The organism is Microbacterium sp. SMR1, from assembly GCF_003289625.1.
GTDB lineage: Bacteria > Actinomycetota > Actinomycetes > Actinomycetales > Microbacteriaceae > Microbacterium > Microbacterium plantarum.
In genome coordinates this window covers 587,012-609,409 of record NZ_QMBN01000002.1, presented here as the reverse complement: position 1 = coordinate 609,409, position 22,398 = coordinate 587,012, and the positions used below count along the sequence as shown (strand labels likewise).

Sequence of the window (22,398 nt, the reverse complement as noted above, 5' to 3'; positions counted from 1 at the left end):
CAACGGTCGTGCACAGATGTGCACCGGCGCCGCGGCTATGCACGAACGTGCAGAACGGACGACGATGAGCGCGGATGCCGAAGCCGAAGCCCGGACGCGCGACGCATTGCGCGCCGCGCAGCTCTACTACGTGCAGGACCGGACGATGGATCAGATCGCGGCCGAGATGAGCCTGTCGCGGTCATCGGTGTCGCGCCTGCTCTCGCACGCCCGCGACATCGGTCTCGTGGAGATCACGGTGCACTCCCCGCATGAGGCGAACTCGGTGGTGGCACGGCGGCTCTCTGAGCGCTTCGGCATCTCGGTGCACGTCGTGAGCACCCCGCCGCGCACGAATGACGCCGAACGGCTCGAGCGCACCGCACGGACGGCGGCCCACGTCCTGTCGTCGACGCTCGATCCCGACGCCAGCATCGGCATCGCCTGGGGAGCCACGGTGTCGGCGATCGCCCGCCACCTGCCGACGAAACGGCTGCACGACTCGCAGATCGTGCAGATGAACGGTGCGGCGAACGAGTCGACGTCGGGCATCTCGTACTCCGGCGCGATCCTCGAGCGGTTCGGGCAGGCGTTCGGCACCGACGTGCAGCAGTTCCCCGTGCCGGCGCTGTTCGACGATCCGCTGACCAAGCAGCTGCTGTGGCGCGAACGGTCGATCCGGCGCGTCCTCGACGCGCAGTCGCGCGTGCAGGTGTTCGTCTTCGGGCTCGGCTCCCCGCACGCCGACGTCCCGTCCCATGTGTACGCGGGCGGCTACCTCACCGGCGAGGACCTGCGCTCGCTTCTCCGCGACGGCGTCGTCGGCGACTGCGCGACGGTTTTCTACCGCATCGACGGCTCGGCGACCGGCATCGAGCTCAACGCCCGCTCAAGTGGACCCTCGCTCGAAGCGATCCGGCGCATCCCCCGCCGCCTGTGCGCGGTCTCGAGCCTGACCAAGCTCGACGCGCTGCGCGGGGCTCTCGCCGCCGGGCTGATCACCGAGCTCGTCGTCGAGGAGGCGCTGGCCCGGCGCTTGGCGGAGACGACGGTCGGGAGCCTCTGAGACCCGATCTCGTGGCCTGATCTCAGGACGGGCCGAAGATCGGGTGAAAGGCTCCCACCGCGACCGACACGGCCACTGCCGTGACCGAGATCGCGAGCCCGCCCGCCATGACCGCGACATCGGATGCCGCGAGCCGCGACTCCCGCGCCCACGTGCGGCGCACCGGCGCACCGAAGGCCCGAGCCTCCATCGCGGTCGCGAGCGCCGAGCCCCGTCGAATGGCCAGCACGAGAAGCGCGAAGGCCATCCCCAGCGTGCGCCGCAGCCGGCCGGCGTCGGCCACGCCACGGGCCCGCCGCGCCAGGGCGAGCGCGCGCCAATCCTCCGCGAGCAGACCGAGCATCCGCATCCCGGCGAGTCCCCCGATGACGAAACGGGCCGGAAGGCGCAGGATCTGCGCCAGCCCGTCGGCGAGGTCGGTCGGGTCCACCGTGATGAACAGCACGACGGCCGGCAGTCCGATCGCGAGGACGCGGAGCGCAGCCGCCAGCCCCAGCGCGAGCGAACCCTCGCTGACGTGGACGAATGCCCAGGAGAAGACCTCGGCGCCGCTTCGCTCGCCGTAGAGCGAGATCGTCGCCGCGGCCGCCGGCGCGGCCATCCACAGCGGCAGTGTCCGCATCCAGAACCGGCGCCACCCGACGCCCGACGCGAGCAGGAGCGGCAGCTCGAGGAGCAGGGCCACGCCGGCCGAGACCGGGTCGATCGTGATGACCAGCGGAAGTGCAATGAGGAGCGCCGCCAGCAGCTTCGCCACGGGGTTGAGCGTCGCGACGCCGCGCGGCGCAGCTTCGAGATGCACGGGGGCGCTCACGCCCGCACCCCCGCCGGCGCGAGCGCGAACCGGCGCGCCGCGAGCGCGTCGAGCACGGCATCGTCGTGGGTGATCGTGACGACGCCGAGCGGGCCGCGGTCGTCGACACCGTCGCGCAGGGAAGCGATGATCGCGACCAGCTCCGACCAGGTGCGCGCATCCTGGCCGAAAGTCGGCTCGTCGAGGACCACGACCCGGGGACGCGCCGCCAGCATCGCCGCGACAGTGAGGCGACGCTTCTCGCCGCCCGACAGTGTGTACGGGTTGGCCCCGGCGAGCGGGGCGAGCCGAAGCCGCTCGAGCAGTTCGTCGACGCGAGCAGTGATCTCCGTCTCCTCGAGGCCCAGAGCGCGGGGTCCGACCTCGAGCTCGTCGCGCACCGATGCGCGCAGGATCTGGTGCTCGGGCTCCTGCAGGACCGTCCCGATCCGCGTCAGCAACGCCGTCGACGTCCACGCCGCGGGGTCGGCGGGGGCCGCGGCGACACGTCGCCGCGGCCGGCGGACGAGCGCAGCCCCGGCAGCGAGTCCGTCCGCCGCGCGCACGGCGCCGCCCTGCGCCCGGAGCAGTCCCGCAAGAGTGAGCCCGAGAGTCGACTTGCCGGCACCGTTCGGCCCGACGACGCCGAGCACCTCACCCGCCCGCACATCGAGGTCGAGTGGCCCGGCGGCCGGCGAGCCGACGGCACGACCGACGACGAGATCCATGGCCGACAGCAGAACGTCGCCGGGCGCAGCGGCGGGCCGCGGCGGGAAGGAGGGACGGATGCCGGGCACCCACACGCCCGCCGCAGCGAGCTCCTGACCCCGTTCGGTCAGCACTGTTCGAGGATCGCCGTCAGCGATGACCTCGCCGCCGGGCGCCAGCACGATGACCCGATCGACGACGGGAAGCCACGCCTCGATCCGGTGCTCGATCACGACGAGCGTGGCCCCGGTGGCATCGAGCGCGCGGGCGACGGCATCCCGGACGTCGACGACGCCCGCAGGGTCGAGGTTCGCGGTCGGCTCGTCGAGCAGCACCGCACCCGGCTGCATCGCGACGATGCCCGCGAGGGCGAGGCGCTGCTTCTGCCCGCCCGACAACGCCGCGGTCGAACGATCCAGCGGGACGTCGAGTCCGACCGCATCCAACGCAGCCCGTACCCGGCGCCAGATCTCGTCGCGGCGCACGCCCAGGTTCTCGCAGCCGAATGCGACGTCGTCGCCCACCCGCGCGAGGATCGTCTGACTGTCGGGGTCTTGCAGGACGAGCCCCGCTCGGCCGCGGGCCTCCGCGGCCGGCTGCCCGTCCACGAGCAGCGCCCCCTCCTGCTCGCCTTCGTCGGCTCCGCCGAGGACCCCGGCGAGGCCTTGCAGCAGTGTCGATTTGCCCGACCCCGAAGCGCCGAGCAGCAGCACGCGCTCGCCGGCATCGATGCGGAACGCCGTCTCGCGTGCAGCCCACGCGCGTCGCGTCGCGTAGCGCCACCCCCACCCGCGGGCCTCGAGGGTCGCGGGCCGCGGAACCCCGGCGTCGCCCACCGTCAGACGCGGGCGGTGGCTTCGCGCCCGGCCGCGAACCGGCCGAGGGCTCCCGTCCGCGCCAGCGCGCGCGTGATGAGCCATCCGCCGAGACCGGCGATGACGGCGCCCGAGATCGTCGTCGAGGCGATGTAGACCGACGTGAAGAGAGTGTCGGCACCGGGGTACCAGAGGATGCGGTCGTTGATGCCGCCGGCGAGACCCGCCCCCGCACCCGCGAGGAGCGCGACCGGAAGACGCCACGACGCGTAGAGGAACACCAGGAAGATCAGTTCCGCGCCCAATCCCTGGACGAGACCGGAGACGATCGTGAGGGGGCCCCACTGGTTGCCGACCAGCGCCGAGATCACAGCCGCGAGCAGCTCGGTGTAGAGCGCGGCGCCCGGCTTGCGGATGATGAGGCCGCCGAGAACGCCGGCGATGAGCCAGGGCCCGGCGAGCAGGCCCTGCAGGCCAGGAAGCAACGGCGTGAGCGCGGCGGACGGGCCCTGATAGGCGACGTTCCACAGCAGGAACACCGCGGCGCAGGCGACGCCGATGACGCTGGCGATGACGATGTCGACGACGCGCCAGCGGAAACGGCCGGGCGTGCGGCCGGTACGACGATCGGACTCGGTGGTGGACGCAGCAGCGTGCATTCTCTCTCCTCCCTGCGCCGGCATGATCCGGATCAGGTTCGACGGTCGAAGCGTGGATCGCTTCCTCTCAGCCCGGCTCACCGGACTCCCGTGGTTGTCGCTGAAGTATAACGTCGCGCGGGCGATGTACGTTGGGCGGGTGAGTTCTCCCGACGCGCGCGTCGCCCTCGCGTGGGTCGACGAGGACGCCGTCGCGCGCGGCGGCAGGCGAAACGAAGCGGCTGCCTCAGCAGGCCCGTACACGGTCGCGCACGCCGACCTGCTCACCGAGCCGCCGCGACGCTCGGCGGCGCCGGCTGCCCTGTCGACGCTGGGAATCGCCGCCCTCACCGTGGGCGGCTACGCGGCGGCGACGCTTCTCTGGCCGCTCGACGCCGTCGCGCCCGACATCCTCCCCGCCGCCGTAACCGCCCCCGCCGCAGCCGTCGCACAGCCGGCGTGGCCCCTCGAAGGCGCCGGCGCGACCGGCGTCGAGGGCTTCGCGAACGTCTCGGCCTCGTCGAGCGAGCCCGAGTCCATCGCGAGCATCACCAAGCTCGTCACGGCCCTCGTCGTCCTCGACCGGATGCCGCTCGCCGACGGCGAGCAGGGTCCGGAATTCGCTTTCACCTCCGCCGACCGCCGGGAGTACCGCGCCTACCTCGCCGACGACCAGTCGGCTCTCGACGTCCCCGTCGACGGCGTACTGACGCAGTATCAGCTGCTGCAGGGCGTGCTCATCGGATCGGCGAACAACTACGCCGACCGCCTCGTGTTCGACCTCTGGCCCGATGAAGACGCCTACGTCGAGGCGGCGAACGCCTGGCTGCAGGCCCATGATCTCGGCGGCGTCACCGTCGTCGATTCGAGCGGGATCGATCCGGAGAACACGGCGGCACCGGCATCCGTCGTCGCCCTCGCCGAGACCGCGATGTCGAACCCGGTCATCGCCGGTATCGTGGCGCAGCGCTCCGTCGAGCTGCCGGGCGCCGGTTTCGTCGAGAACACCAATGCTCTGCTGGCCGACCCCGCGGTGGTCGGCGTCAAGACGGGCAGCCTGTTCGGGTCGTACAACCTCGTCGCCGCGAAAGACACCGCCATCGACGGGGTGAACGTCCGCGTTTACGCGACCGCTCTCGATCAGCCCGACGACGAGACCCGCCACTCGGCGACGGCCGAGCTGCTCGATCGCACGATCACCGAGATCGCCGCCTCACCGGCCCTGCCCGCGGGAACCGTCGCCGGCACCGCGACCACCGCGTGGGGTGCGACAGCCGAGATCGTCACCGACGCCGACGTCCGGGTCGCGCTCTGGAACACGCAGTCGTCTCAGGCTGCGGCGAACGTCGAGCTCGGCGATTCCCGCGACGCCGGCGACGAGGCGGGCGAGCTGACGCTCACCGGCCCGCTCGGCTCGGCGACCACGACCCTGCGCCTGACCGCGGACATCCCCGACCCGGACATCTGGTGGCGCCTCAGCCACCCGCTGCAGCTGTGGGGTCTCGCGGACTGACCTCGCGACGCGCGAGCACGAACCCCTGCGCATGGCGCTCCCCGTCTCGCGCGGGACGCTCGCACTGCTCGAGCACCTCGAATCCGAGAGCCGCGAAGGTCGCCGCGACATCGCGAGGTTCGTGCAGGACGGCGTCCAGGGCGACATCGTGACCGTAGGCACGCTCGATCCGGCGGGTTCCGCTCCCGCTCTGGAACCCGAGGAGGACGAGGCCGCCCGGCATCGAGACTCGGGCGAACTCGGCGGCGATCACCGCGAGCTCGTCCGGCGCCGCGTGGATCACGGAGTACCAGGCGAGGATGCCGGCCGCGGACCGCTCAGGCAGCGGCAGCTCGGCGAGGTCACCTACGGCGAGATCGGCGAACGGACAGCTCGAGCGCGCCTGTTCGATCATCCGCGGCGAGAGGTCGACGCCGACCGTGCGCAGATCCGGGCGGCTGTCGTGCATGAGGCGAAGCATCCGACCGGCACCGCACCCGGCGTCGACCACCCGGGCGCCGCTCGGGAGCAGGTCGAGGAACCGATCGATCAGGGCGACATCGTCCGGGGCCTCGAACGACGCATCAGGCAGCAGGGCCGCGTAGTCGGCCGCGACGGTGTCGTACGCGGCGCGCATCGCACCTCGCGACGTCATACGAAGCGGACGGTCTGCTGCAGGCGGGTGCGGACGTCGAAGAGCTCGTTCCCGCCGATCTCGCGCGCACCGGCGACCCCGCGACGGAGCACCGTGGCCAGCGCCGAACGTCCCACCACCGCGACCGCGAGACCGCGCACACGGCCGAGCTCCTCGATGGCCTGCACCACATCGTCGTCGGGGAGCACCACGATCACGCCGCTGAACTTCACCCGCGCGGCGCGACTGAGCGCTCGCGCTCGATGCACGAGCGTCGCGATCGGCGAGTCGACGCCCTCGCCGATCAGCTCGCCGCGCCGAGTGCGCACCGGAGCGCCGAAGTCCTCCGACAGCACGGCGTAGAGCCCGGAGGGCCCGAGCACCACGTGATCGAGCTTCACGTCGGGATCGCGGGGGTCGGCGGCCACGTCATGCCAGACGGTGTACCCCATTCCGAGGTCCGCGACCACGCGAGCCGTCGCCTCCTCAGCGAGGGCGTCGGCGAGCAGCCGCCGGATCTCGTGGGGCGCGGTGCGGACGAGCGCGGGGTCGTACGGGTCGTCGACCGCTGCGCCACGTCCGACCCACTCCCGGATGAGGGTCAGGTAGCGCTCACGGCGCCAGCCGCCGGGCTGCCCGAACGACCGCGCCCGCGGGCGGGTGTCGGCCGGGCGCTGCGGCGGCCGCCACGTCGGGGCGTCGGGAGAGAAGGTCGGGGCGTCCGCGAAACCGTGTCCTCGGTCGTAGGCCGCGCGGGCGGCGGACGTGCCGACCAGGTCCCAGGCACGCTGCACCTGCACGAACTTCACGGCGTCGCCCCCGGTGTCGGGATGCGTCTGCCGCAGCCGGAGGCGGTAGGCGCGGCGAAGCTCCTCGTCGTCGACGTCGGGCGCGACCCCGAGCACGTCGTACGCCGAGGCGGACAGCGGACTGTCGAACACGAACCCTCCCTCGCGCGGCGCAGCCCCGGGACGGCGCGGACGCACAGCATCCCGAGACTATTACCTCGGGGCCGGGCGGAGCCCGGACGTCCGACGGAACTCAGTCAGTCCATAGGGCCGGGACGGGCTCGAACCCGAACGCCCGCGCGACGACATCGGGAGCGAGGTCGTCTCGCGACGCGGGCGACCACGACGGCGCCCCGTCCTTGTCGACGAGGCGGGCTCGGATGCCCTCGACGAGGTCGGGCTGCGTCGTGGCGAACCACAGCACCAGGCCGTACTCCTGCGCCAGGACCGTTCGCAGCTCGTCCTGCTCGCGCGCGGCGCGGACGGCCGCGAGGGTGACGGCAAGAGCAGTCGGCGGAAGCGTCTCGAGCAGCTCAGCGGTGGCGTGGGCCTCCGGCTCGGTGCACCCCCGCAACCGGCCGATGATCTCGCCGACGGAGTCGGCGGCGAAGGCGTCGTCGATCCAGGGCCGGGCGGCCTCGAGGCGGGCAGGACCGGCCGTCTCGTCGAACAGGAGGACGAGCTCGGTCGCGGTCTGGGGGTCGGCGCGGCTGACGAGGGCGTCGCGCAGATCATCGAGCCGCTCGGAGGGAACGAGGTGGTCGGCGAACCCGGCGTAGATCGCGTCAGCGGCATCCATCGACTCACCGGTCAACGCGAGGTACTCCCCCACGCGCCCCGGCGCCCGGGCCAGCAGCAGGCTGCCGCCGACGTCGGGAGTGAACCCGATCCGCACCTCGGGCATCGCCAGGCGCGACCGTTCGGTGACCACTCGCACCGCCGCGTGACCGGCGAGCCCGATCCCGCCGCCCATCGTCACACCGTCGGCGAACACGACGACCGGCTTGGGGTACGCGGCGATCCGTGCGTTGAGGGCGTACTCGGCCCGGAAGAAATGTGCCGTCTCGGCGACATCGCCCGCGACGATCTGGTCGTACAGCCCGCGGACGTCGCCCCCCGCGCACAGCCCGCGGTCGCCCGCGCCGTCGAGGAGGACGGCGTCCACACCGGGGTCGTCCTCCCACGCGTCGAGCGCTGCGGCGAGGCGCTGGATCATGCCGAGGTCGAGGGCGTTGATGGCGCGCGGCCGGTCGAGAGTGAGATGTCCGAGTGCACGATCGACACGGACTCGGACACGCGGATCGGATGCAGCGGCGTCGGTCACCCTCGCCACGCTACCGCTCGGAGTTCGCGGTGAACGCGGCGTGTCGGGCAGGATGGGAGCGGAACCACCCGGCGAGAGGGGGCGCGATGGCGGACGGACAGGTGCTGGAGTTCACCGACGTGGCCAAACGTTTCGGCGCCGTCGCGGCGGTCGACGGCCTGACGGCGCGGGTCGAACCGGGCGCGGTCACCGGCTTCCTCGGACCGAACGGTGCGGGCAAGACGACCACGCTGCGCATGCTCCTCGGGCTCATCTCGCCCACGTCGGGCTCCGCCACGATCGGTGGCCGCCGCTACCGCGACCTGAAGCACCCGCTGCAGACCGTCGGCGCCGTCCTCGAGTCGTCCAGCTTCCACCCGGGCCGATCGGCCGCCGCACATCTCCGGGTCTACGCCCATGCGGCGGGGATCCCGACGTCGCGCGTCGACGACGCCCTGGGCATCGTCGGTCTCGGCGATGTCGCCGGCCGCAAGGTGGGCGGGTTCTCACTCGGGATGCGGCAGCGCCTCGGTCTCGCCTACGCCCTGCTGGGCGACCCCGGCGTCCTGGTCCTCGACGAGCCGACGAACGGGCTCGACCCCGAAGGCATCCGCTGGATCCGCCGCTTCCTCCGCGACCTCGCCGCGGAAGGACGCACCGTCCTGGTCTCGTCGCACCTGCTGGCAGAGGTGCAGCAGTCCGTCGATTCGCTCATGATCATCACGCGCGGGCGCCTCGTTTACCAGGGCGGCATCGAGCATGTCGTGCCGCAGGACGAGATCGCGACCGTCGTCGACGCCGAAGATCGCGACGCGCTCCGCCGCGCCCTCTCGGCCGCCGGCTTCGAGAGCGACGAACGCCGCACGGGCCTTGCCGTACGCGGTGCCGACGCCCCGACAGTCGGACGCATCGCCGCCGACGCCGGCATCGCCCTGACCGCGTTGCAGCGGAAGGGTCCGGCTTTCGAGGAGGTCTTCCTGGAGCTCGTCAGCGGCACCCGCGTGCACCCGTCGGCCGTGACCGGGGAGGAGACGCGATGAACCTCGTGAACGCGACCCGATCGGAACTGACGAAGCAGTTCTCCACCTCGGTCTGGTGGATCCTCCTGATCGTCCTCATCCTGTACATCGGCGGAACGGCCGGCGGCATGGCCGCCGTCTTCGCGGCGGGCGAGAACGGCTCGCTGCCGGGCACCACGTCGCTGCCGACGGGGCTCGGCGATCGGCTGCCGAGCCTCATCTACGGGCTCGCCACGGCGATGGGTTACGTGTTCCCGCTCGTCGTGGGTTCGCTGCTCGTGACCGGCGAGTACCGCCACAAGACCCTGACGCCGACCTTCCTGGCCACACCCCGACGCGGCGTCGCGTTGTCGGCGAAGATGCTCGCGGGCGTCGTCATGGGTCTCGTCTTCGGCGTCGCCGCCGTCGGCTCGACGGTCGCCGCAGGCGGGGGGATGCTGGCGCTGTTCGGCGTCGACCCGCAGCTCGGACGCCCCGAGACCTGGGCGTTCCTCGGACGGATGCTGCTCGCCCTCGTGCTCTGGGTGCTCGTGGGCATCGCGCTCGGCACCCTCATCCGCAACCAGATCGCCGCCGTCGTCGGCATCCTCGCTTTCACCCAGTTCGTCGAGCCGATCGCCCGCGTGGGCGCGAGCATGGTCGACGGGCTCGCCGACGTGGTGCGCTTCCTCCCGGGTGCGGCCTCGGATGCGCTCGCGGGCGACAGCATCTACGCCGCTATGGGCGGGAGCGCCGGCCAGCCCCTGGAGTGGTGGGCGGGCGGGCTCGTGCTCGTCGGCTACGCCGTCGTGTTCGCCGTGATCGGCTACGCGGTGTCGTGGCGGCGCGACGTCGCCTGATCGACCAGATCCGCCACGTCAGCCGGCTCGTCCTCGACGTCGAGGCGCAGGGCGCGCACGAGCGCCACCCCGTGCCGCGTCGTGAGGATCAGACGCTGGAACTCGTCGTCGCCCTCGAGGTCGACGACGACCGACGGGCGGCGACGCCGGACCAGGACGAAATCGGTGGCTCCCGCTGACTCGAAGGAACCGGCCGCGATGACCGCAGGAACCAGCAGTCCGGGGCGCGGCACGCCGCGGAGCCACGACCACGCGTCATCCGTCAGCTGCACCCGCGCGATGTGCTCGCGAGACACCAGGACATTCCGCTGACGGAATGCTGCGGCGCGCTCGGTCGCCGAAAGCACGACTTCGAGCTGCGCGGAGTCGAGCAGAAGCGTCACCATGCGTCTCAGTCTGCCAGTCGGACACTCACGAAATGCTCACAGACCGGCAACGATCACCGCCGCGATCGCGTCAGGACGCCGATGCTCCCGATGCCGGGGCAGGCTGGCGGGCGATCGCATCGAGGAGGGATGAGATCGTGGTCTCGGCGGCCACCACATCGACGGTGAGACCGAGCTTGCGCGCGTCGCGGGCCGTACGCGGGCCGATCGCCGCGATCAAGGTCGACGCCGGCAGATCGGGGAACTGCTCGCTGACCTGCTCGGCGACCGAGCCGCTGGTCACGAGCACCGCATTGATGCGCCCGCTGGCCACGTCGGCTGCAATGCGTTCGGTCACCGGGACGCCGACGGTGCGGTACGCCACGACGCTGCGGACGTCGTGACCGGCCTCGACGAGCATCCTGGTGAGGACGGGCTTGGCGACCTCGCTGCGCAGCGCCAGGACGCGTGTCGGCTCGGGCTCGATGGCGAGGATCTGCTCGGCGAGGCCGGCCGCCGAATCGTCCTCGTCGGGAACCAGGTCGACGCGGTACCCGACCGCCGTCAGCGCCGCAGCCGTCGTCTCACCGACCGCGGCGACGCGCGTGCGCGCGGGGATCTCCGCGCGATAGGCGTACAGGACGTCGACGGTCGTGGCACTCGTCAACGTGATCCAGTCGAATGCTCCGGCCGCGAGCTCGGCGAGCGCGCCTTCGAGATCGGCGACGTCCGTCGTGGGCGCGAAGTTAACCAGCGGCGCGATGACGGGCGTGGCACCGTGCGATCGTAGGAGTGCCGCGACCTGGTCGCCCCAGGGACCGCCGCGCGGCACGAGCACGCGCCACCCCCGGAGGGGCTTCTGCGGCTCTGGGTGGCCGGGCTCGACATGCATATGGTGGCTCTCATGAGGCGCGGCCGCCCCCGAAAGAGCGGCCGACGCACGTTCCTTCTCCGGGCGGTGCAGACCCGGATGCGCAACATCGGCAGCATCCGCTCCATCGCCGCTGCCTCGTTTCCGAGCATACTCCGATGCGGGCGCGAGGCGGCGGCGGGAGGTATCGATCCGGACTCGGTTGGCCGAGAACGGACGGGTCAGCGGGCGATCAGCCGGGCGATGCCCCAGACCACGGCGCCCACGGCGACCGCGACGCCGAGCGCTGCCGCAGCGGCTCCGGCCGGGTTGCGCTGCGCGTAGGCGCGCGCCTCGCGGCTGGCGCGGTCGGTTGCGATGACCGCCCGCTTGGGGAGGTTCGCCTTGTGCTCGATGGCGGCGAGCGCGGCCTTCAGCTCGGCACGCGCCTTCTCGACCGGGTCGGAGATGCCCAGCGGCACCGCGGTGTCAGGGAGCTCAGAACTCATCGGCCACTTCCTTCACGATCTTGGCGTCGGTGGAGATCGCCTGCGCGGGGTTCTGCCGCGAGCTCAGACGCTTGAAGCGGAGGAGCCCCAGCACCGCGAACACGGCGGCGATCACCAGGAGGATTCCGATCACGATCAGCGACGCGGCCCACGCGGGCAGCCACGACGACAGCCCGATGATCGCGAAAGCGCCGATGGCCGGGATCGTCCAGAAGAGGAAGAACAGCGCGACGATGAACCAGACACCGCCGAGGCCGGCATCCTTTCCCGTCTTCTTGGCCCAGGCCTTCGCCGAATCGATCTCGGCGACGACGAGGTTGCGGACCAGCTCGGGGATCTCGCCGATCAGAGTGAACAGGCTGTCGTCGGCGCGATCGCGGAATCCGCGGGGCGTGCTCATCTCAGCTGTCCGCCACGGCGCTCGCGTCGGCGACCTTGCGCGCGTCGCGCTCGGCGGCCTTGCGCACGTCGCCGGCAGCCTTCTCGCCCTCGGCCACGGCCGCGTCGAGCTTCTCGCCGGGGGTGCCGCTCTTGCTCGCGGCCTTGACGACCTTCTTCGCGCTGTCCCAGACGACGCTGGGGACGGCGAGGGCGGCGGACTTGCCGAGCTCGGTCACCTTGCCGACCTGCTTCTGCACGGGGTCGAGCTCCCAGACCTGCTGGGCCTTCTCTTTGATCTGCTCGTAGCGCTGACGCCCGGCGCGTGCCCCGAGCACGTAGCCCGCGGCGAGTCCGACGGCGATGCCAATCTTGCCCCTCATGGGGTCTCCTCACGTTCGACGTTGCTGCGTGGTCCCAGGCTATCGCCGTATGCCGCCTCAGGTATCCACTCCCGAAACCCGGCGGAGCCGACTATCATGCCGGATCGACTCCCCGCCAGAGCACCGCACGGCGAGCGGCGTCCGCCTCGGCGATGGCGTCGGCGGCGACCCGATCGAGGCTGTTGCCCGACAGCCACCCGCCCACGAGCGCCAGGGCGGGCATCTCACGCGCCCGCGCCCGGACAGCCTGGGCCGCCTCGTCATGACCCAGCAGTGACGCCGGGGCCGCGCGGGAGTAGCTGATGCGGGCCGAAGCGCGTATGGCGCCTGCCGGGATCGCGACGCCGCACAGATCGGATGCCGCCGCGCGCGCGGCCCCGACGACCTCCGCGTCCGACCCGGCGGTGTGCGGCAGGGTCACCCGGATGATGTGCTCGCCCTCGGCCAGCGCTTCGCCGATCCATGGCCAGGTCCGCGAGATCGGACGCACGGTGGCCGGCTCGGACCCGGGCCCGATCACGAGCGACCCCCGCTCGGGCAGGTCGACCCCCTCGATGCGGAGCAGCACCACGTCGAGCGGCGCTGGCCGGGGCTCGGCGCTCGCGGGAAGCTCCACGTGCGGGGACAGCAATCGGCGGGCGGCGTCTTCGTCCGCGGCGACGATCAGCAGATCGGCAGGTACCGGCTCTTCGACGCTGTCGGCACGCACGAGCCACGTGTCGCGCTCGCGATGGATCTCCGTCGCGGCCGCGCCGGTGCGGATGTCGACGTCGAAGTCCCGCAGGCGCGCCTCGAGCGCATCGATCAGGCGGAACAGCCCGCCGCGCGGCGCGCGGCGCTGCGGGGAACCGGGACGCACGGTCTGCGCGACCGCGCCGCTCAGCGAGCCGGTCCGCGTGAGCGCGGGGTTGAGCGACGGGGCCGCGGCATCGACGTCGATGAACTCGGGAGCGACGCCGTGGACGGCGAGCACATACGGGGCTACGAGCCGGTCGCGCACCCGCTCGCCCATGCGCGACGAGACCAGCTCGCCGAGACTGCGGTGACGCCCGACCGTCAGCGGCGGGCGCACGCGGTCGAGATAGGCACGCCAGGCGCCACGCCCCTCGATGTGTCGTCGCACATCCTCGGCCCAGGGGTTGGCGGGGATGCCCAGCACCGTCCCCGCGGGCGCGGGAGCAGGTCCGGCCGGACCGGCGCCGAGCCACAGCTCGTCGTCGCGGGCGGTCTCGAGTTCAGCGCTCAGCCCGACCTCGTCGATGAGCTTCGCGAGCGTCTTCGCCGATGCCGGGATGCCGTCGGCCGCGGCATCCACCGTCAGGTCGCCCAGCGTCGCCCGGTCGAGGGAGCCGCCGAGCTGCGGCCCGGCCTCGATCAGGGTGACCTGCAGTCCGAGGCGCGCACATTCGAGCGCCGCGACGATGCCCGCCATACCGCCGCCGACGACGACGACCCGGGTGTCGTGGGCATGCGTCACGAGATCCGTCATGCCCCCATCCTGCCGTCTCGCCGATGAGAACATGGAGAGCATGAGCCTGCACATCACCGACGACTCCGCCGCCGACCAGCTGCTGACCGAGAATCCGCTCGCGCTGCTGATCGGGATGCTGCTCGACCAGCAGATCGCCATGGAGACGGCGTTCACCGGGCCGCTGAAGATTCGCGAGCGCGCGGGGTCGGTCGACGCGGCGACGATCGCGGGCTACGACCCCGACGAGTTCGTCGAGGTCTTCCGTCAGACGCCGGCCGTGCACCGCTTTCCCGGGTCGATGGCGGGCCGGGTGCAGACGCTCTGCCAGACGATCGTGGACGACTGGGACGGCGACGCGTCGGCGATCTGGACCTCCGGCGACCCGGACGGCCCCACCGTCTTGAAGCGGCTCAAGGCGCTGCCGGGGTTCGGTGAGCAGAAGGCGAAGATCTTCCTCGCGCTTCTGGGCAAGCAGTACGGCTTCACCGGCGACGGGTGGCGGGAGGCCGCGGGCTCGTACGGCGACGAGGGCTCGTTCCGCTCGGTGGCCGACATCGTCTCACCCGAGTCGCTGACCAAGGTCCGCGAATACAAGCGCGCGGCGAAGGCGGCAGCGAAGGACGCCTCTGCCTCCTGAGTCGCGGTTTTCGAAAAGACTGGCGGACGACACCGAATATGTTTGAGTAGTCGACATTCCGTACCCCCGGTCTGCGCAAAGGAGCGCTCGAACCATGCGAATTCGTCGACCCCGTTTACTGGCAGCCGCGGCGACCGCGGCGCTCGCCGCACCGTTACTCGTCGCGACGGGAGCCGCCGCGGCCCCCGGAGCGACTACCCCCCTCGTCGCCAACGACTTCTCGAGCCCGACGCTCGGTGACGCACTGACGCAGAGCGGAGGCGACGGCTCCACGCTCGACTACGTCGACGGCGCTCTCGTCGTGCGGGACCGCGACGCCGACTACGTCGGCATCCAGACGGCGCCGGGCATCCTCGAGCCCGAGACCGAGTACACCGTCAGCGCCCGCGTCCGGCTGGCCGCGGGCACGCCCGACACGCAGGCGCGCTGGGTCGGCGTCCCGGGATACACCTGGATCGGGAACACGACCATCACGGCCGGCGACTGGACGACGGTCACCGGCACCTGGACGTCGCCGCAGACCACCGAGGACGTCCGGCTCTACCTTGGCACCGGCGACATCGCCGGCACGGCCGCTTACACCTACCTCGTCGACGACGTCACCGTCACGGCGACGGACGGCGATCCGGGCGCGAATCCGGGTACCGGCCCCGACGCCCCGGGCACCGTCCTGATCGAGAGCACGTTCGACGACGGCGCCCTCGGCGCCTGGCAGCCGCGGGCCGGGTCGAGCGGTGCCGGCCCGACCGTGGAGGTCGTGCCCGGCGGAGCCGACGAGTCGTCGCACGCGGCTCTCGTCACCGATCGGACGCACGAAGGCGACGGCATCCTCCTCGATGTCACCGACACCCTTCTCGCGGGACAGACCTACGCCTTCTCCGCGGCGCTGCGCTTCGCGCCCGGCGCAGATCCCGGCCAGGGCCTCACCGTCTCGATGCGCACCGACGACGGCGGCACGGTCGCCTATACCAACCTCCTGCAGGCCGAGAGCGCCTCGGCGACCGGATGGACGACCGTCGCCGGCGACATCACCATCCCCGGGTACGACGCCGCGGCGGAGCTCTACATCGAGGCGCGGTACAACTCCGGCAACACCTCGCCGTTCCTCGTCGACCAGGTGCGGGTCGCGGTGCCCGAAGCCGGCCAAGGCGACCTCGATCTCACTCCGCTGAAGGACACGACCGACTTCCCCGTCGGCGTCGCGATCGATCAGCGCGAGACCAGCGGCGCGGCATCCGATCTGCTCCGGCACCACTTCGACCAGATCACGCCCGAGAACCACATGAAGGTCGAGGCCTGGTACGACGACCAGCAGCGGTTCCAGCGCCACCCGCAGGCCACCGCGCTGCTCGACTACGCGGCCGCGAACGACCTGCGGCTCTACGGGCACGTGCTGCTGTGGCACGCCCAGACCCCCGACTGGTTCTTCCAGGATGCTTCCGGGCGAGAGCTCACCGACTCGGAGGCCGACAAGCAACTGCTGCGCGACCGGCTCGCGACGCACATCGACGACGTCGCCCGGTCGATCGCCGACGACTACGGCCTGTTCGGGTCCGAGACCAATCCCCTCGTCGCGTGGGACGTCGTCAACGAGGTCATCTCCGACCAGGCGACGCCCGACGGCCTGCGAACCAGCCGGTGGCACGACGTCCTCGGTGAGGAGTTCATCCACCTCGCCTTCCGGCTCGCCGACCAGGCGTTCAACCGCGACTACGCGGCCCCGGGCTCGGACCGCCCCGTGAAGCTGTTCATCAACGACTACAACACCGAGCAGGACGCCAAGGGAACGCAGTACGAGGCCCTCGTCGGCCGGATGGTCGCCGCCGGAACGCCCCTCGACGGCGTCGGCCACCAGTTCCACGTCTCGATCAACACCCCTGTCAGCGCTCTCGCGAGCACGCTCGACCGGTTCGCCGGACTCGGCCTCATGCAGGCGGTCACCGAGCTCGACGTCACCGTCAACCCCGCCACCGCGGCGAACCTCGCGCGCCAGGGGTACTACTACCGCGACGCGTTCGAGGTGTTCCGCGGCTACCACGCCGGGGCGCCGGCATCCGAGGGCCTCTACTCGGTCACCGTGTGGGGTCTCACCGACGCCCGCTCGTGGCGCTCGGAGCAGGCGCCGCTGCTGTTCGCGGGCGACCTGAGCGCGAAGTCGGCGTTCTTCGGCGCGATCGGGCAGGACGACAGTCTGCCGCCGCTGGTGACGACCGCCGATGTGTTCCGCGGCGACGTGGGGCTCGACGGCGCGATCGCCGATGCCGCCGAATGGCGCAACCTGCCCGAGCACCCGCTCACCGGCGACGCGGGCGGTTTCCAGACGCGCTGGAGCGACAATCACCTCACGGTGCTCGTTCGCTCGAACGTGCGGCCCGAGCGGATCGAGTTCACCTACCGTGACGAGCAGGCCGCTTTCGGCACCGGCGGCGACCTCGCCGGCCGGACCGTCGAGGCCGACGGCGCGTTCTACTCCGTCGTTCAGCTGCCGCACGAAGCCCCGGCCGTAGGCGCGACCGCCGCATTCGACGTCCGCGTCTTCGGTGCCGACGGGCTCGTGGGATCGTGGAACTCGGCGGGTGCCACGGGTCAGCTGACCTTCTACGAGGAGCTGTCGTACCTCGAGATCCCGCGCGCTGACACGATCACGGTCGACGCGGTCGTGGATGACGCGTGGGCCGACGCTCCGCGGATCGAGACGGCCAAGCGCGTCGAGGGCGACGCGACCGGCGCCACGGCGACGGTCCGGACGCTCTGGCGCGACAACGTGCTCTACACCCTGTTCGAGGTCGTCGATCCCGAGATCGACACGTCGAACAGCGATCCTTGGAACCGCGACGGCGTCGAGATCTTCCTCGATCTCGGCAACACCAAGAGCGGGGCGTACGGTCCCAACGACACGCAGATCCGCATCACGGTCGACGGCGACGTCACCTTCGGCACCGGCAACGAGGCGCTCCAGCGGTCACGACTGCTCGAGAGCGCGACCGCGCGCACCGCGAACGGGTACATCGTCGAGGCGGCCATCGACCTCGTCGGTCAGTCCGGCGGGCAGAGCGACGTTCCGCTCGGTGGCGCCGGCACCTTCCAAGGCTTCGACGCGCAGGTCAACGACGCTCGCGGCGGCTCGCGCTTCGCCGTGCACACGTGGGCCGAGCCGACCGGCACCGGCTACCAGACCACCTCGCGGTGGGGCGTCCTGCACCTCGTCGAGTCGCTGACCACGCCGGGCGAACCGGGCGGTCCGGGTGAGCCCGGCGAGCCCGACGCGTGGGCGACGGTCGACATCGGCGACGGCCGCGTGGCCCAGGGCGGATCGCTGCCCGTGCGGGTCTCGGGCCTCGAGCCGCAGCAGCAGATCGGCGCCACGCTGTACAGCGATCCGATCGTCGTCAGCGGCATCCCCGCGGCCGATGCGTCAGGCGAGGTGCGCTTCGCCGTCGCCATCCCCCGTGACCTCCCGACCGGAGAGCACACGCTCGTCATCACGTCGCCCGGGTTCGACGACATCCGCGTGGCCGTGACGGTCGTGAGCGGCGCCTCGAGCGGCAGCGGCGCCGCGGGCGGCACGGCCAGCGGGAGCGGTAGCCTCAGCGCGACCGGGGGCGAACTGCCGTGGGGCGCGGCACTCGCCGCGGCGGTGCTGCTCACCGCGGGCGGACTGTTCCTGGCGCTGCGGCGACGCCGCACCCCCTGACCCGCGGGTCTGCTCTCGGGCGCGAACGTCGGGGAAAAGCGCGAACCTCGGAGTCCATCGCAGGATGGCTCCGAGGTTCGCGTCGTTCTCCGCCCGAAGGTGCGTCAGGCGCCGCGCAGGCGCTCGGCGAGATAGCCCTCGAGCGCGTCGAGCGCGATGCGCTCCTGGGCCATCGTGTCGCGGTCGCGCACGGTGACGGCCCGGTCGTCGAGCGAGTCGAAGTCGACGGTGACGCAGAACGGCGTGCCGACCTCGTCCTGACGGCGGTAGCGGCGCCCGATCGCACCGGCGTCATCGAAGTCGATGTTCCAGCCGCGGCCGCGCAGCGTGTCGGCGACCTCGCGCGCCAGCGGCGAGAGACGCTCGTTGCGGCTGAGGGGCAGCACGGCCACCTTGACGGGCGCCAGGCGCGGGTCGAGGCGCAGCACGGTGCGGGTGTCGACGCCGCCCTTCGCGTTGGGCACCTCTTCTTCGTCGTACGCGTCGACGAGGAAGGCCATCATGGCCCGCGTCAGGCCGAACGAGGGCTCGATCACGTACGGCGTGTACTTCTCGCCGGATGCCTGGTCGAAGTAGGTCAGTGACTGGCCGGATGCCTCGGAGTGGCTGCCCAGGTCGTAGTCGGTGCGGTTCGCGACGCCCATGAGCTCGCCCCACTCCTTGCCCGGGAACCCGAAGCGGTACTCGACGTCGATCGTGCCGGCGGAGTAGTGGGCGCGGTCGTCCTCGGGGACGTCGAAGCGCCGCATGTTGTCGGCGTCGATGCCCAGCTCGATGAACCAGTTCCAGCACGCCTCGACCCAATGCTCGAACCACTGCTGCGCCTCGGCGGGCGGCGTGAAGAACTCGATCTCCATCTGCTCGAACTCGCGCGTGCGGAAGATGAAGTTACCCGGCGTGATCTCGTTGCGGAACGCCTTGCCGACCTGGCCGATGCCGAACGGCGGCTTCTTGCGGCTCGCGGTGAGCACGTTCGAGAAGTTCACGAAGATGCCCTGCGCGGTCTCGGGGCGCAGGAAGTACAGGCCGGTCTCGTCGTCGACGACGCCGAGGTAGGTCTTCACGAGGCCCGAGAACGACTTGGGCTCGGTGTACTGGCCCTTGGTGCCGCAGTTCGGGCACGGGACGTCGGCGAGGCCGTTCTCGGCCTTGCGGCCCTTGCGCGCCTCGAAGTCCTCGATGAGGGTGTCTTCGCGGAAGCGCTTGTGGCACTGCAGGCACTCGACCAGGGGGTCGGTGAAGGTCGCGACGTGGCCGGAGGCCTCCCAGACGCGCTTGGGCAGGATGATCGACGAGTCGAGGCCGACCATGTCGCCGCGACCGCGCACGAAGGTCTGCCACCACTGCCGGCGGATGTTCTCCTTGAGCTCCGTGCCGAGGGGGCCGTAGTCCCACGCGGAGCGCGAACCGCCGTAGATCTCCCCCGCCTGGAAGACGAACCCGCGGTGACGGGCGAGGGCGATGACTTTGTCGAGGCGGGACTGCTCGGCCACAGGTGGCTCCTCATGGTCGTTTTCGGGATGCGCCGGCGGCGCGGATGCCGCAGACAACGGCATCCTCGATTCTAGTCGCGCCGCGCGGGCCGACCCCGATACGGTCGAAGGACACATCGTTACGCACGGGAAAGGTCAGCATGGAAGCTCTATTCGCCGGAGGCGCGCTCGTGATCGGCGGCATCGCCGTGATCGCCGTCATCATTCTTCTGATCTTCCTGCTGATCATGGTGCGGGCCTGGTACAAGGTCGCCAAGGCCGACCAGGCGCTCGTCGTCGTCGGTCGCAACCAGAAGAACGCGGCGGGAGACTCCTCGCGCATCTCGGTGATCACCGGCGGCGGCGCCCTCGTCAACCCGCTGACCCAGCGGGCCGAGATGATCTCGCTGCGTGCACGTCAGATCAAGATGGAGCCGACCGCACAGGCATCCAACGGCGTCACCGTCATGGTCGCGGGCGTCGCGCTCGTGAAGATCGGCTCCGATCCTGAGTTCGTGCGTCGCGCCGCCGAGCGCTTCCTGTCGCAGGACGGCGCGATCGAGCAGTTCACGACCGAGCAGCTCGAGGGCGCGCTCCGCGGCGTCGTCGCGACGCTGACCGTCGAGCAGCTCATGAAGGACCGCCAGAAGCTGTCGGACCAGATCGCCGAGGGCATCAAGAGCGACCTGCTGGCCCAGGGCCTCATCCTCGACTCGTTCCAGATCCAGGGCATCACCGACAAGAACGGCTACATCGACGCCCTCGGCGCGACCGAGGTCGAGCGCGTTCGCCGCGAGGCCGAGGTCGCCCGGATCAACGCCGCCCGCGAGGTCAAGGCTCGCCAGCTCGCGACCGACGAGGCGAACCTCATCGAGCAGACCGCGTACGACAAGAACTCCGCCGCCGCCTCCGCCGAGGTCGGCCGCGCCCGCGCCGAGGCAGAGCAGGCCGAGGCTCTCGCCCGCGCGCAGCGCGAGCAGGACGTGCTGCTGCAGGCCGCCGAGAACCGGCAGGCCCAGCTCGACGCCGACATCAAGAAGGTCGCCGACGCCTCGCTCTACGAGCGCCAGCGCAAGGCAGACGCCGACGCGTACGCCGAGGTCAAGGCCGCCGAAGCCCGCGCACAGATCGCTGCCCAGGAGGCCGAGGCCACGCGCCTGCGCGCCCAGGCCGAGGCCGACGCCGTGCGCCTGGCCGGTGAGGCCCGCGCCGAGGCGATCGAGGCCGAGGCCGCCGCCATCGCCCAGAACCAGGAGGCCCTGCTCGCCCAGCGCGCGATCGAGGCCCTCGTGCCGCTGATGACCGAGTTCGCCCGCGGCTTCGACAAGGTCGGCTCCATCACGGTGCTCGGCGGCGACGGCGCATCGAGCCACATCGCCTCCGAGAGCGCGTCGAGCATGCGCGCCACCTTCGACGCCGTGCAGGCCACGACCGGCATCGACCTGCGCCAGATCATCCAGGGCCAGGCCACCGGCCGCGGTGTCGCCCAGGGCCTGCGCGACGACGACGCCGCCGCGGCTTCGGCGCCGGCTCCGGCTCCGGCTCCGGCTCCGGCTCCGGCTCCGGCTCCGGCTCCGGAGGAGCCTTCGGCGGAGTGACCCCGCGCTGACTCCTCAGATCCGACGACGCCCCGTCTCACCTCTCGCGTGATGACGGGGCTTCGTCGTTTCCGGGCGCCGGGATCTGAGGAGTTACCGCGCGGGATTGTCAACCGGGTGCGACACCGCGCCGGGGGTTCGTAGCGTCGGGGCATGACGTTCACTCCTCGCCGTGCCATCGTGACCGCTTCCGACTCGGGGATCGGCCGCGCGACCGCCCTCGCCCTCGCCGACGCAGGGATGGACGTCGGGGTCACCTGGCACTCCGACGAGGAAGGCGCGAACGAGACCGCAGCGGGCGTTCGGGCCCGGGGGCGCAAGGCCGTCGTCGCCCAGTTCGACGCGACCGAGTTCGAGAAGGTCCCCGGTGTCATCGAGCACCTCGCCGAGGAGCTCGGCGGCCTCGACGTCTTCGTCAACAACGCCGGCGGCGGCACCGGCGGGCCCGTGCTCGACCTCGACCTCGATGGGTGGCGGACGGTCGTCGCGCTCAACCTCGACGGCGCCTTCCTCGGAATGCAGACCGCCGCGAAGCTCATGGCGGATGCCGGTGACGGCGGGCGCATCATCGCGGTGACGAGCGTCCACGGCTCGCAGCCGCGGGTCGGCTCGGCCGCCTACGTCGCCTCGAAGCACGGCCTCGAAGGCCTCGTGAAGACGATGGCGCAGGAGCTCGGCCCCCGAGACATCACCGTCAACTCGGTCGCGCCCGGCGAGATCGCGACCCCCATCAACGACATGGAGGGCGACGAGGCCGAGAAGACCCACCGCCCCGGCATCCCGATCCCGCGCCCGGGCAAGCCCGAGGAGATCGCCGCGGTCGTCGCCTTCCTGGCGTCGCCGGCGTCGTCGTACGTCACGGGCGCGACCTGGGTCGTCGACGGCGGGATGCTGCAGATGGGCCCGCAGGCCGGCTCGCACCTCGAGTCCGACGACTGGCGCGACGCCGGCGCGGAGTAACCGCGCC

General features: G+C 71.6%; 21 protein-coding genes and 1 riboswitch. Of the genes, 8 read left to right on the top strand and 13 right to left on the bottom strand.

The features are described from left to right. The first annotated feature begins 64 nt into the window (after positions 1-64). On the top strand, positions 65-1,045 hold the full coding sequence (locus DO944_RS07510) for a sugar-binding transcriptional regulator (RefSeq protein WP_112616956.1): 981 nt from the start codon (positions 65-67) through the stop codon (positions 1,043-1,045). A gap of 22 nt (positions 1,046-1,067) precedes the next feature. Here DO944_RS07510 and DO944_RS07505 read toward each other — a convergent pair whose 3' ends face one another. The 3 genes from DO944_RS07505 to DO944_RS07495 form a co-directional block, all read right to left on the bottom strand. After that, on the bottom strand, positions 1,068-1,859 hold the full coding sequence (locus tag DO944_RS07505; RefSeq protein ID WP_112616191.1) for an energy-coupling factor transporter transmembrane protein EcfT: 792 nt from the start codon (positions 1,857-1,859) through the stop codon (positions 1,068-1,070). Further along, entirely contained in the window at positions 1,856-3,466 is a 1,611-nt protein-coding gene (locus DO944_RS07500; RefSeq protein ID WP_112616189.1) for an ABC transporter ATP-binding protein, read from the bottom strand. The genes DO944_RS07505 and DO944_RS07500 overlap by 4 nt, the downstream gene beginning before the upstream one ends. Next, positions 3,385-4,020 (bottom strand): ECF transporter S component, encoded by a 636-nt coding sequence (locus tag DO944_RS07495; RefSeq protein WP_112616187.1) that lies wholly within the window; start codon positions 4,018-4,020, stop codon positions 3,385-3,387. The genes DO944_RS07500 and DO944_RS07495 overlap by 82 nt, the downstream gene beginning before the upstream one ends. Further along, positions 4,013-4,122: riboswitch (TPP riboswitch) on the bottom strand. (Overlaps the previous gene by 8 nt.) Before the next feature lie 37 nt (positions 4,123-4,159). Between DO944_RS07495 and DO944_RS07490 the strand changes: the two genes are divergently transcribed. Next, the gene (locus DO944_RS07490; protein ID WP_258524606.1) at positions 4,160-5,512 is read left to right on the top strand and encodes a D-alanyl-D-alanine carboxypeptidase; all 1,353 of its coding nucleotides are present in this window, start codon (positions 4,160-4,162) and stop codon (positions 5,510-5,512) included. Here DO944_RS07490 and DO944_RS07485 read toward each other — a convergent pair. The 3 genes from DO944_RS07485 to DO944_RS07475 all read right to left on the bottom strand — a co-directional run bounded on the left by DO944_RS07485 (position 5,475) and on the right by DO944_RS07475 (position 8,237). Continuing rightward, positions 5,475-6,146, bottom strand: coding sequence for a class I SAM-dependent methyltransferase (locus DO944_RS07485; RefSeq protein WP_112616183.1), 672 nt, complete (start codon positions 6,144-6,146; stop codon positions 5,475-5,477). The two genes, DO944_RS07490 and DO944_RS07485, sit on opposite strands and share 38 nt — an antisense overlap. Beyond that, positions 6,143-7,066 (bottom strand): DnaJ domain-containing protein, encoded by a 924-nt coding sequence (locus DO944_RS07480; RefSeq protein ID WP_112616955.1) that lies wholly within the window; start codon positions 7,064-7,066, stop codon positions 6,143-6,145. Before DO944_RS07480 ends, DO944_RS07485 begins: the two co-directional genes overlap by 4 nt. 100 nt (positions 7,067-7,166) lie before the next feature. Next, entirely contained in the window at positions 7,167-8,237 is a 1,071-nt protein-coding gene (locus DO944_RS07475) for an enoyl-CoA hydratase/isomerase family protein (protein ID WP_112616181.1), read from the bottom strand. An 86-nt stretch (positions 8,238-8,323) separates the two neighbouring features. On the opposite strand from DO944_RS07475, the gene DO944_RS07470 reads away from it, so the two are divergent. Next, positions 8,324-9,256, top strand: a complete 933-nt coding sequence (locus DO944_RS07470; RefSeq protein ID WP_112616179.1) for an ATP-binding cassette domain-containing protein — start codon at positions 8,324-8,326, stop codon at positions 9,254-9,256. Then, complete coding sequence (locus DO944_RS07465; protein ID WP_112616177.1) at positions 9,253-10,074, top strand: ABC transporter permease subunit; 822 nt, start codon at positions 9,253-9,255, stop codon at positions 10,072-10,074. The genes DO944_RS07470 and DO944_RS07465 overlap by 4 nt, the downstream gene beginning before the upstream one ends. Here DO944_RS07465 and DO944_RS07460 read toward each other — a convergent pair. The 6 genes from DO944_RS07460 to DO944_RS07435 form a co-directional block, all read right to left on the bottom strand. Next, the gene (locus tag DO944_RS07460; RefSeq protein ID WP_112616175.1) at positions 10,041-10,460 is read right to left on the bottom strand and encodes a hypothetical protein; all 420 of its coding nucleotides are present in this window, start codon (positions 10,458-10,460) and stop codon (positions 10,041-10,043) included. The genes DO944_RS07465 and DO944_RS07460 overlap by 34 nt on opposite strands. A gap of 70 nt (positions 10,461-10,530) precedes the next feature. Further along, positions 10,531-11,331, bottom strand: coding sequence for a uroporphyrinogen-III synthase (locus tag DO944_RS07455; protein WP_112616173.1), 801 nt, complete (start codon positions 11,329-11,331; stop codon positions 10,531-10,533). A 200-nt stretch (positions 11,332-11,531) separates the two neighbouring features. Then, positions 11,532-11,798, bottom strand: coding sequence for a hypothetical protein (locus DO944_RS07450; protein ID WP_112616171.1), 267 nt, complete (start codon positions 11,796-11,798; stop codon positions 11,532-11,534). Then, positions 11,788-12,198, bottom strand: a complete 411-nt coding sequence (locus DO944_RS07445; RefSeq protein ID WP_023952744.1) for a phage holin family protein — start codon at positions 12,196-12,198, stop codon at positions 11,788-11,790. The genes DO944_RS07450 and DO944_RS07445 overlap by 11 nt, the downstream gene beginning before the upstream one ends. 1 nt (position 12,199) lies before the next feature. Further along, positions 12,200-12,559: a hypothetical protein gene (locus DO944_RS07440; protein WP_112616169.1), complete on the bottom strand. Its 360-nt coding sequence runs from the start codon at positions 12,557-12,559 to the stop codon at positions 12,200-12,202. 94 nt (positions 12,560-12,653) lie between these two features. Then, positions 12,654-14,081, bottom strand: coding sequence for an NAD(P)/FAD-dependent oxidoreductase (locus DO944_RS07435; RefSeq protein WP_258524650.1), 1,428 nt, complete (start codon positions 14,079-14,081; stop codon positions 12,654-12,656). Positions 14,082-14,088: 7 nt separating this feature from the next. On the opposite strand from DO944_RS07435, the gene DO944_RS07430 reads away from it, so the two are divergent. Then, entirely contained in the window at positions 14,089-14,667 is a 579-nt protein-coding gene (locus DO944_RS07430) for an HhH-GPD-type base excision DNA repair protein (RefSeq protein ID WP_112616165.1), read from the top strand. 94 nt (positions 14,668-14,761) lie between these two features. Continuing rightward, the gene (locus DO944_RS07425; RefSeq protein WP_112616163.1) at positions 14,762-18,361 is read left to right on the top strand and encodes an endo-1,4-beta-xylanase; all 3,600 of its coding nucleotides are present in this window, start codon (positions 14,762-14,764) and stop codon (positions 18,359-18,361) included. 104 nt (positions 18,362-18,465) lie between these two features. Here DO944_RS07425 and DO944_RS07420 read toward each other — a convergent pair whose 3' ends face one another. Further along, a complete protein-coding gene (locus tag DO944_RS07420; RefSeq protein ID WP_112616161.1) occupies positions 18,466-19,854 on the bottom strand; it encodes a glycine--tRNA ligase in 1,389 nt (462 codons plus the stop codon). 140 nt (positions 19,855-19,994) lie between these two features. On the opposite strand from DO944_RS07420, the gene DO944_RS07415 reads away from it, so the two are divergent. Beyond that, a complete protein-coding gene (locus DO944_RS07415; RefSeq protein WP_112616159.1) occupies positions 19,995-21,431 on the top strand; it encodes a flotillin family protein in 1,437 nt (478 codons plus the stop codon). 153 nt (positions 21,432-21,584) lie between these two features. After that, positions 21,585-22,391 (top strand): SDR family oxidoreductase, encoded by an 807-nt coding sequence (locus DO944_RS07410; RefSeq protein ID WP_112616157.1) that lies wholly within the window; start codon positions 21,585-21,587, stop codon positions 22,389-22,391. The last annotated feature ends 7 nt before the right edge of the window (positions 22,392-22,398 follow it).

Coding starts and splice junctions, on each gene's coding strand:
- DO944_RS07510 (WP_112616956.1), top strand. CDS start 65: ATGAGCGCGGATGCCGAAGCCGAAGCCCGGACGCGCGACGCATTGCGC.
- DO944_RS07500 (WP_112616189.1), bottom strand. CDS start 3,466: ATGGCTCATCACGCGCGCGCTGGCGCGGACGGGAGCCCTCGGCCGGTT.
- DO944_RS07495 (WP_112616187.1), bottom strand. CDS start 4,020: ATGCACGCTGCTGCGTCCACCACCGAGTCCGATCGTCGTACCGGCCGC.
- DO944_RS07485 (WP_112616183.1), bottom strand. CDS start 6,146: ATGACGTCGCGAGGTGCGATGCGCGCCGCGTACGACACCGTCGCGGCC.
- DO944_RS07470 (WP_112616179.1), top strand. CDS start 8,324: ATGGCGGACGGACAGGTGCTGGAGTTCACCGACGTGGCCAAACGTTTC.
- DO944_RS07465 (WP_112616177.1), top strand. CDS start 9,253: ATGAACCTCGTGAACGCGACCCGATCGGAACTGACGAAGCAGTTCTCC.
- DO944_RS07460 (WP_112616175.1), bottom strand. CDS start 10,460: ATGGTGACGCTTCTGCTCGACTCCGCGCAGCTCGAAGTCGTGCTTTCG.
- DO944_RS07455 (WP_112616173.1), bottom strand. CDS start 11,331: ATGCATGTCGAGCCCGGCCACCCAGAGCCGCAGAAGCCCCTCCGGGGG.
- DO944_RS07450 (WP_112616171.1), bottom strand. CDS start 11,798: ATGAGTTCTGAGCTCCCTGACACCGCGGTGCCGCTGGGCATCTCCGAC.
- DO944_RS07445 (WP_023952744.1), bottom strand. CDS start 12,198: ATGAGCACGCCCCGCGGATTCCGCGATCGCGCCGACGACAGCCTGTTC.
- DO944_RS07440 (WP_112616169.1), bottom strand. CDS start 12,559: ATGAGGGGCAAGATTGGCATCGCCGTCGGACTCGCCGCGGGCTACGTG.
- DO944_RS07435 (WP_258524650.1), bottom strand. CDS start 14,081: ATGTTCTCATCGGCGAGACGGCAGGATGGGGGCATGACGGATCTCGTG.
- DO944_RS07430 (WP_112616165.1), top strand. CDS start 14,089: ATGAGCCTGCACATCACCGACGACTCCGCCGCCGACCAGCTGCTGACC.
- DO944_RS07425 (WP_112616163.1), top strand. CDS start 14,762: ATGCGAATTCGTCGACCCCGTTTACTGGCAGCCGCGGCGACCGCGGCG.
- DO944_RS07415 (WP_112616159.1), top strand. CDS start 19,995: ATGGAAGCTCTATTCGCCGGAGGCGCGCTCGTGATCGGCGGCATCGCC.
- DO944_RS07410 (WP_112616157.1), top strand. CDS start 21,585: ATGACGTTCACTCCTCGCCGTGCCATCGTGACCGCTTCCGACTCGGGG.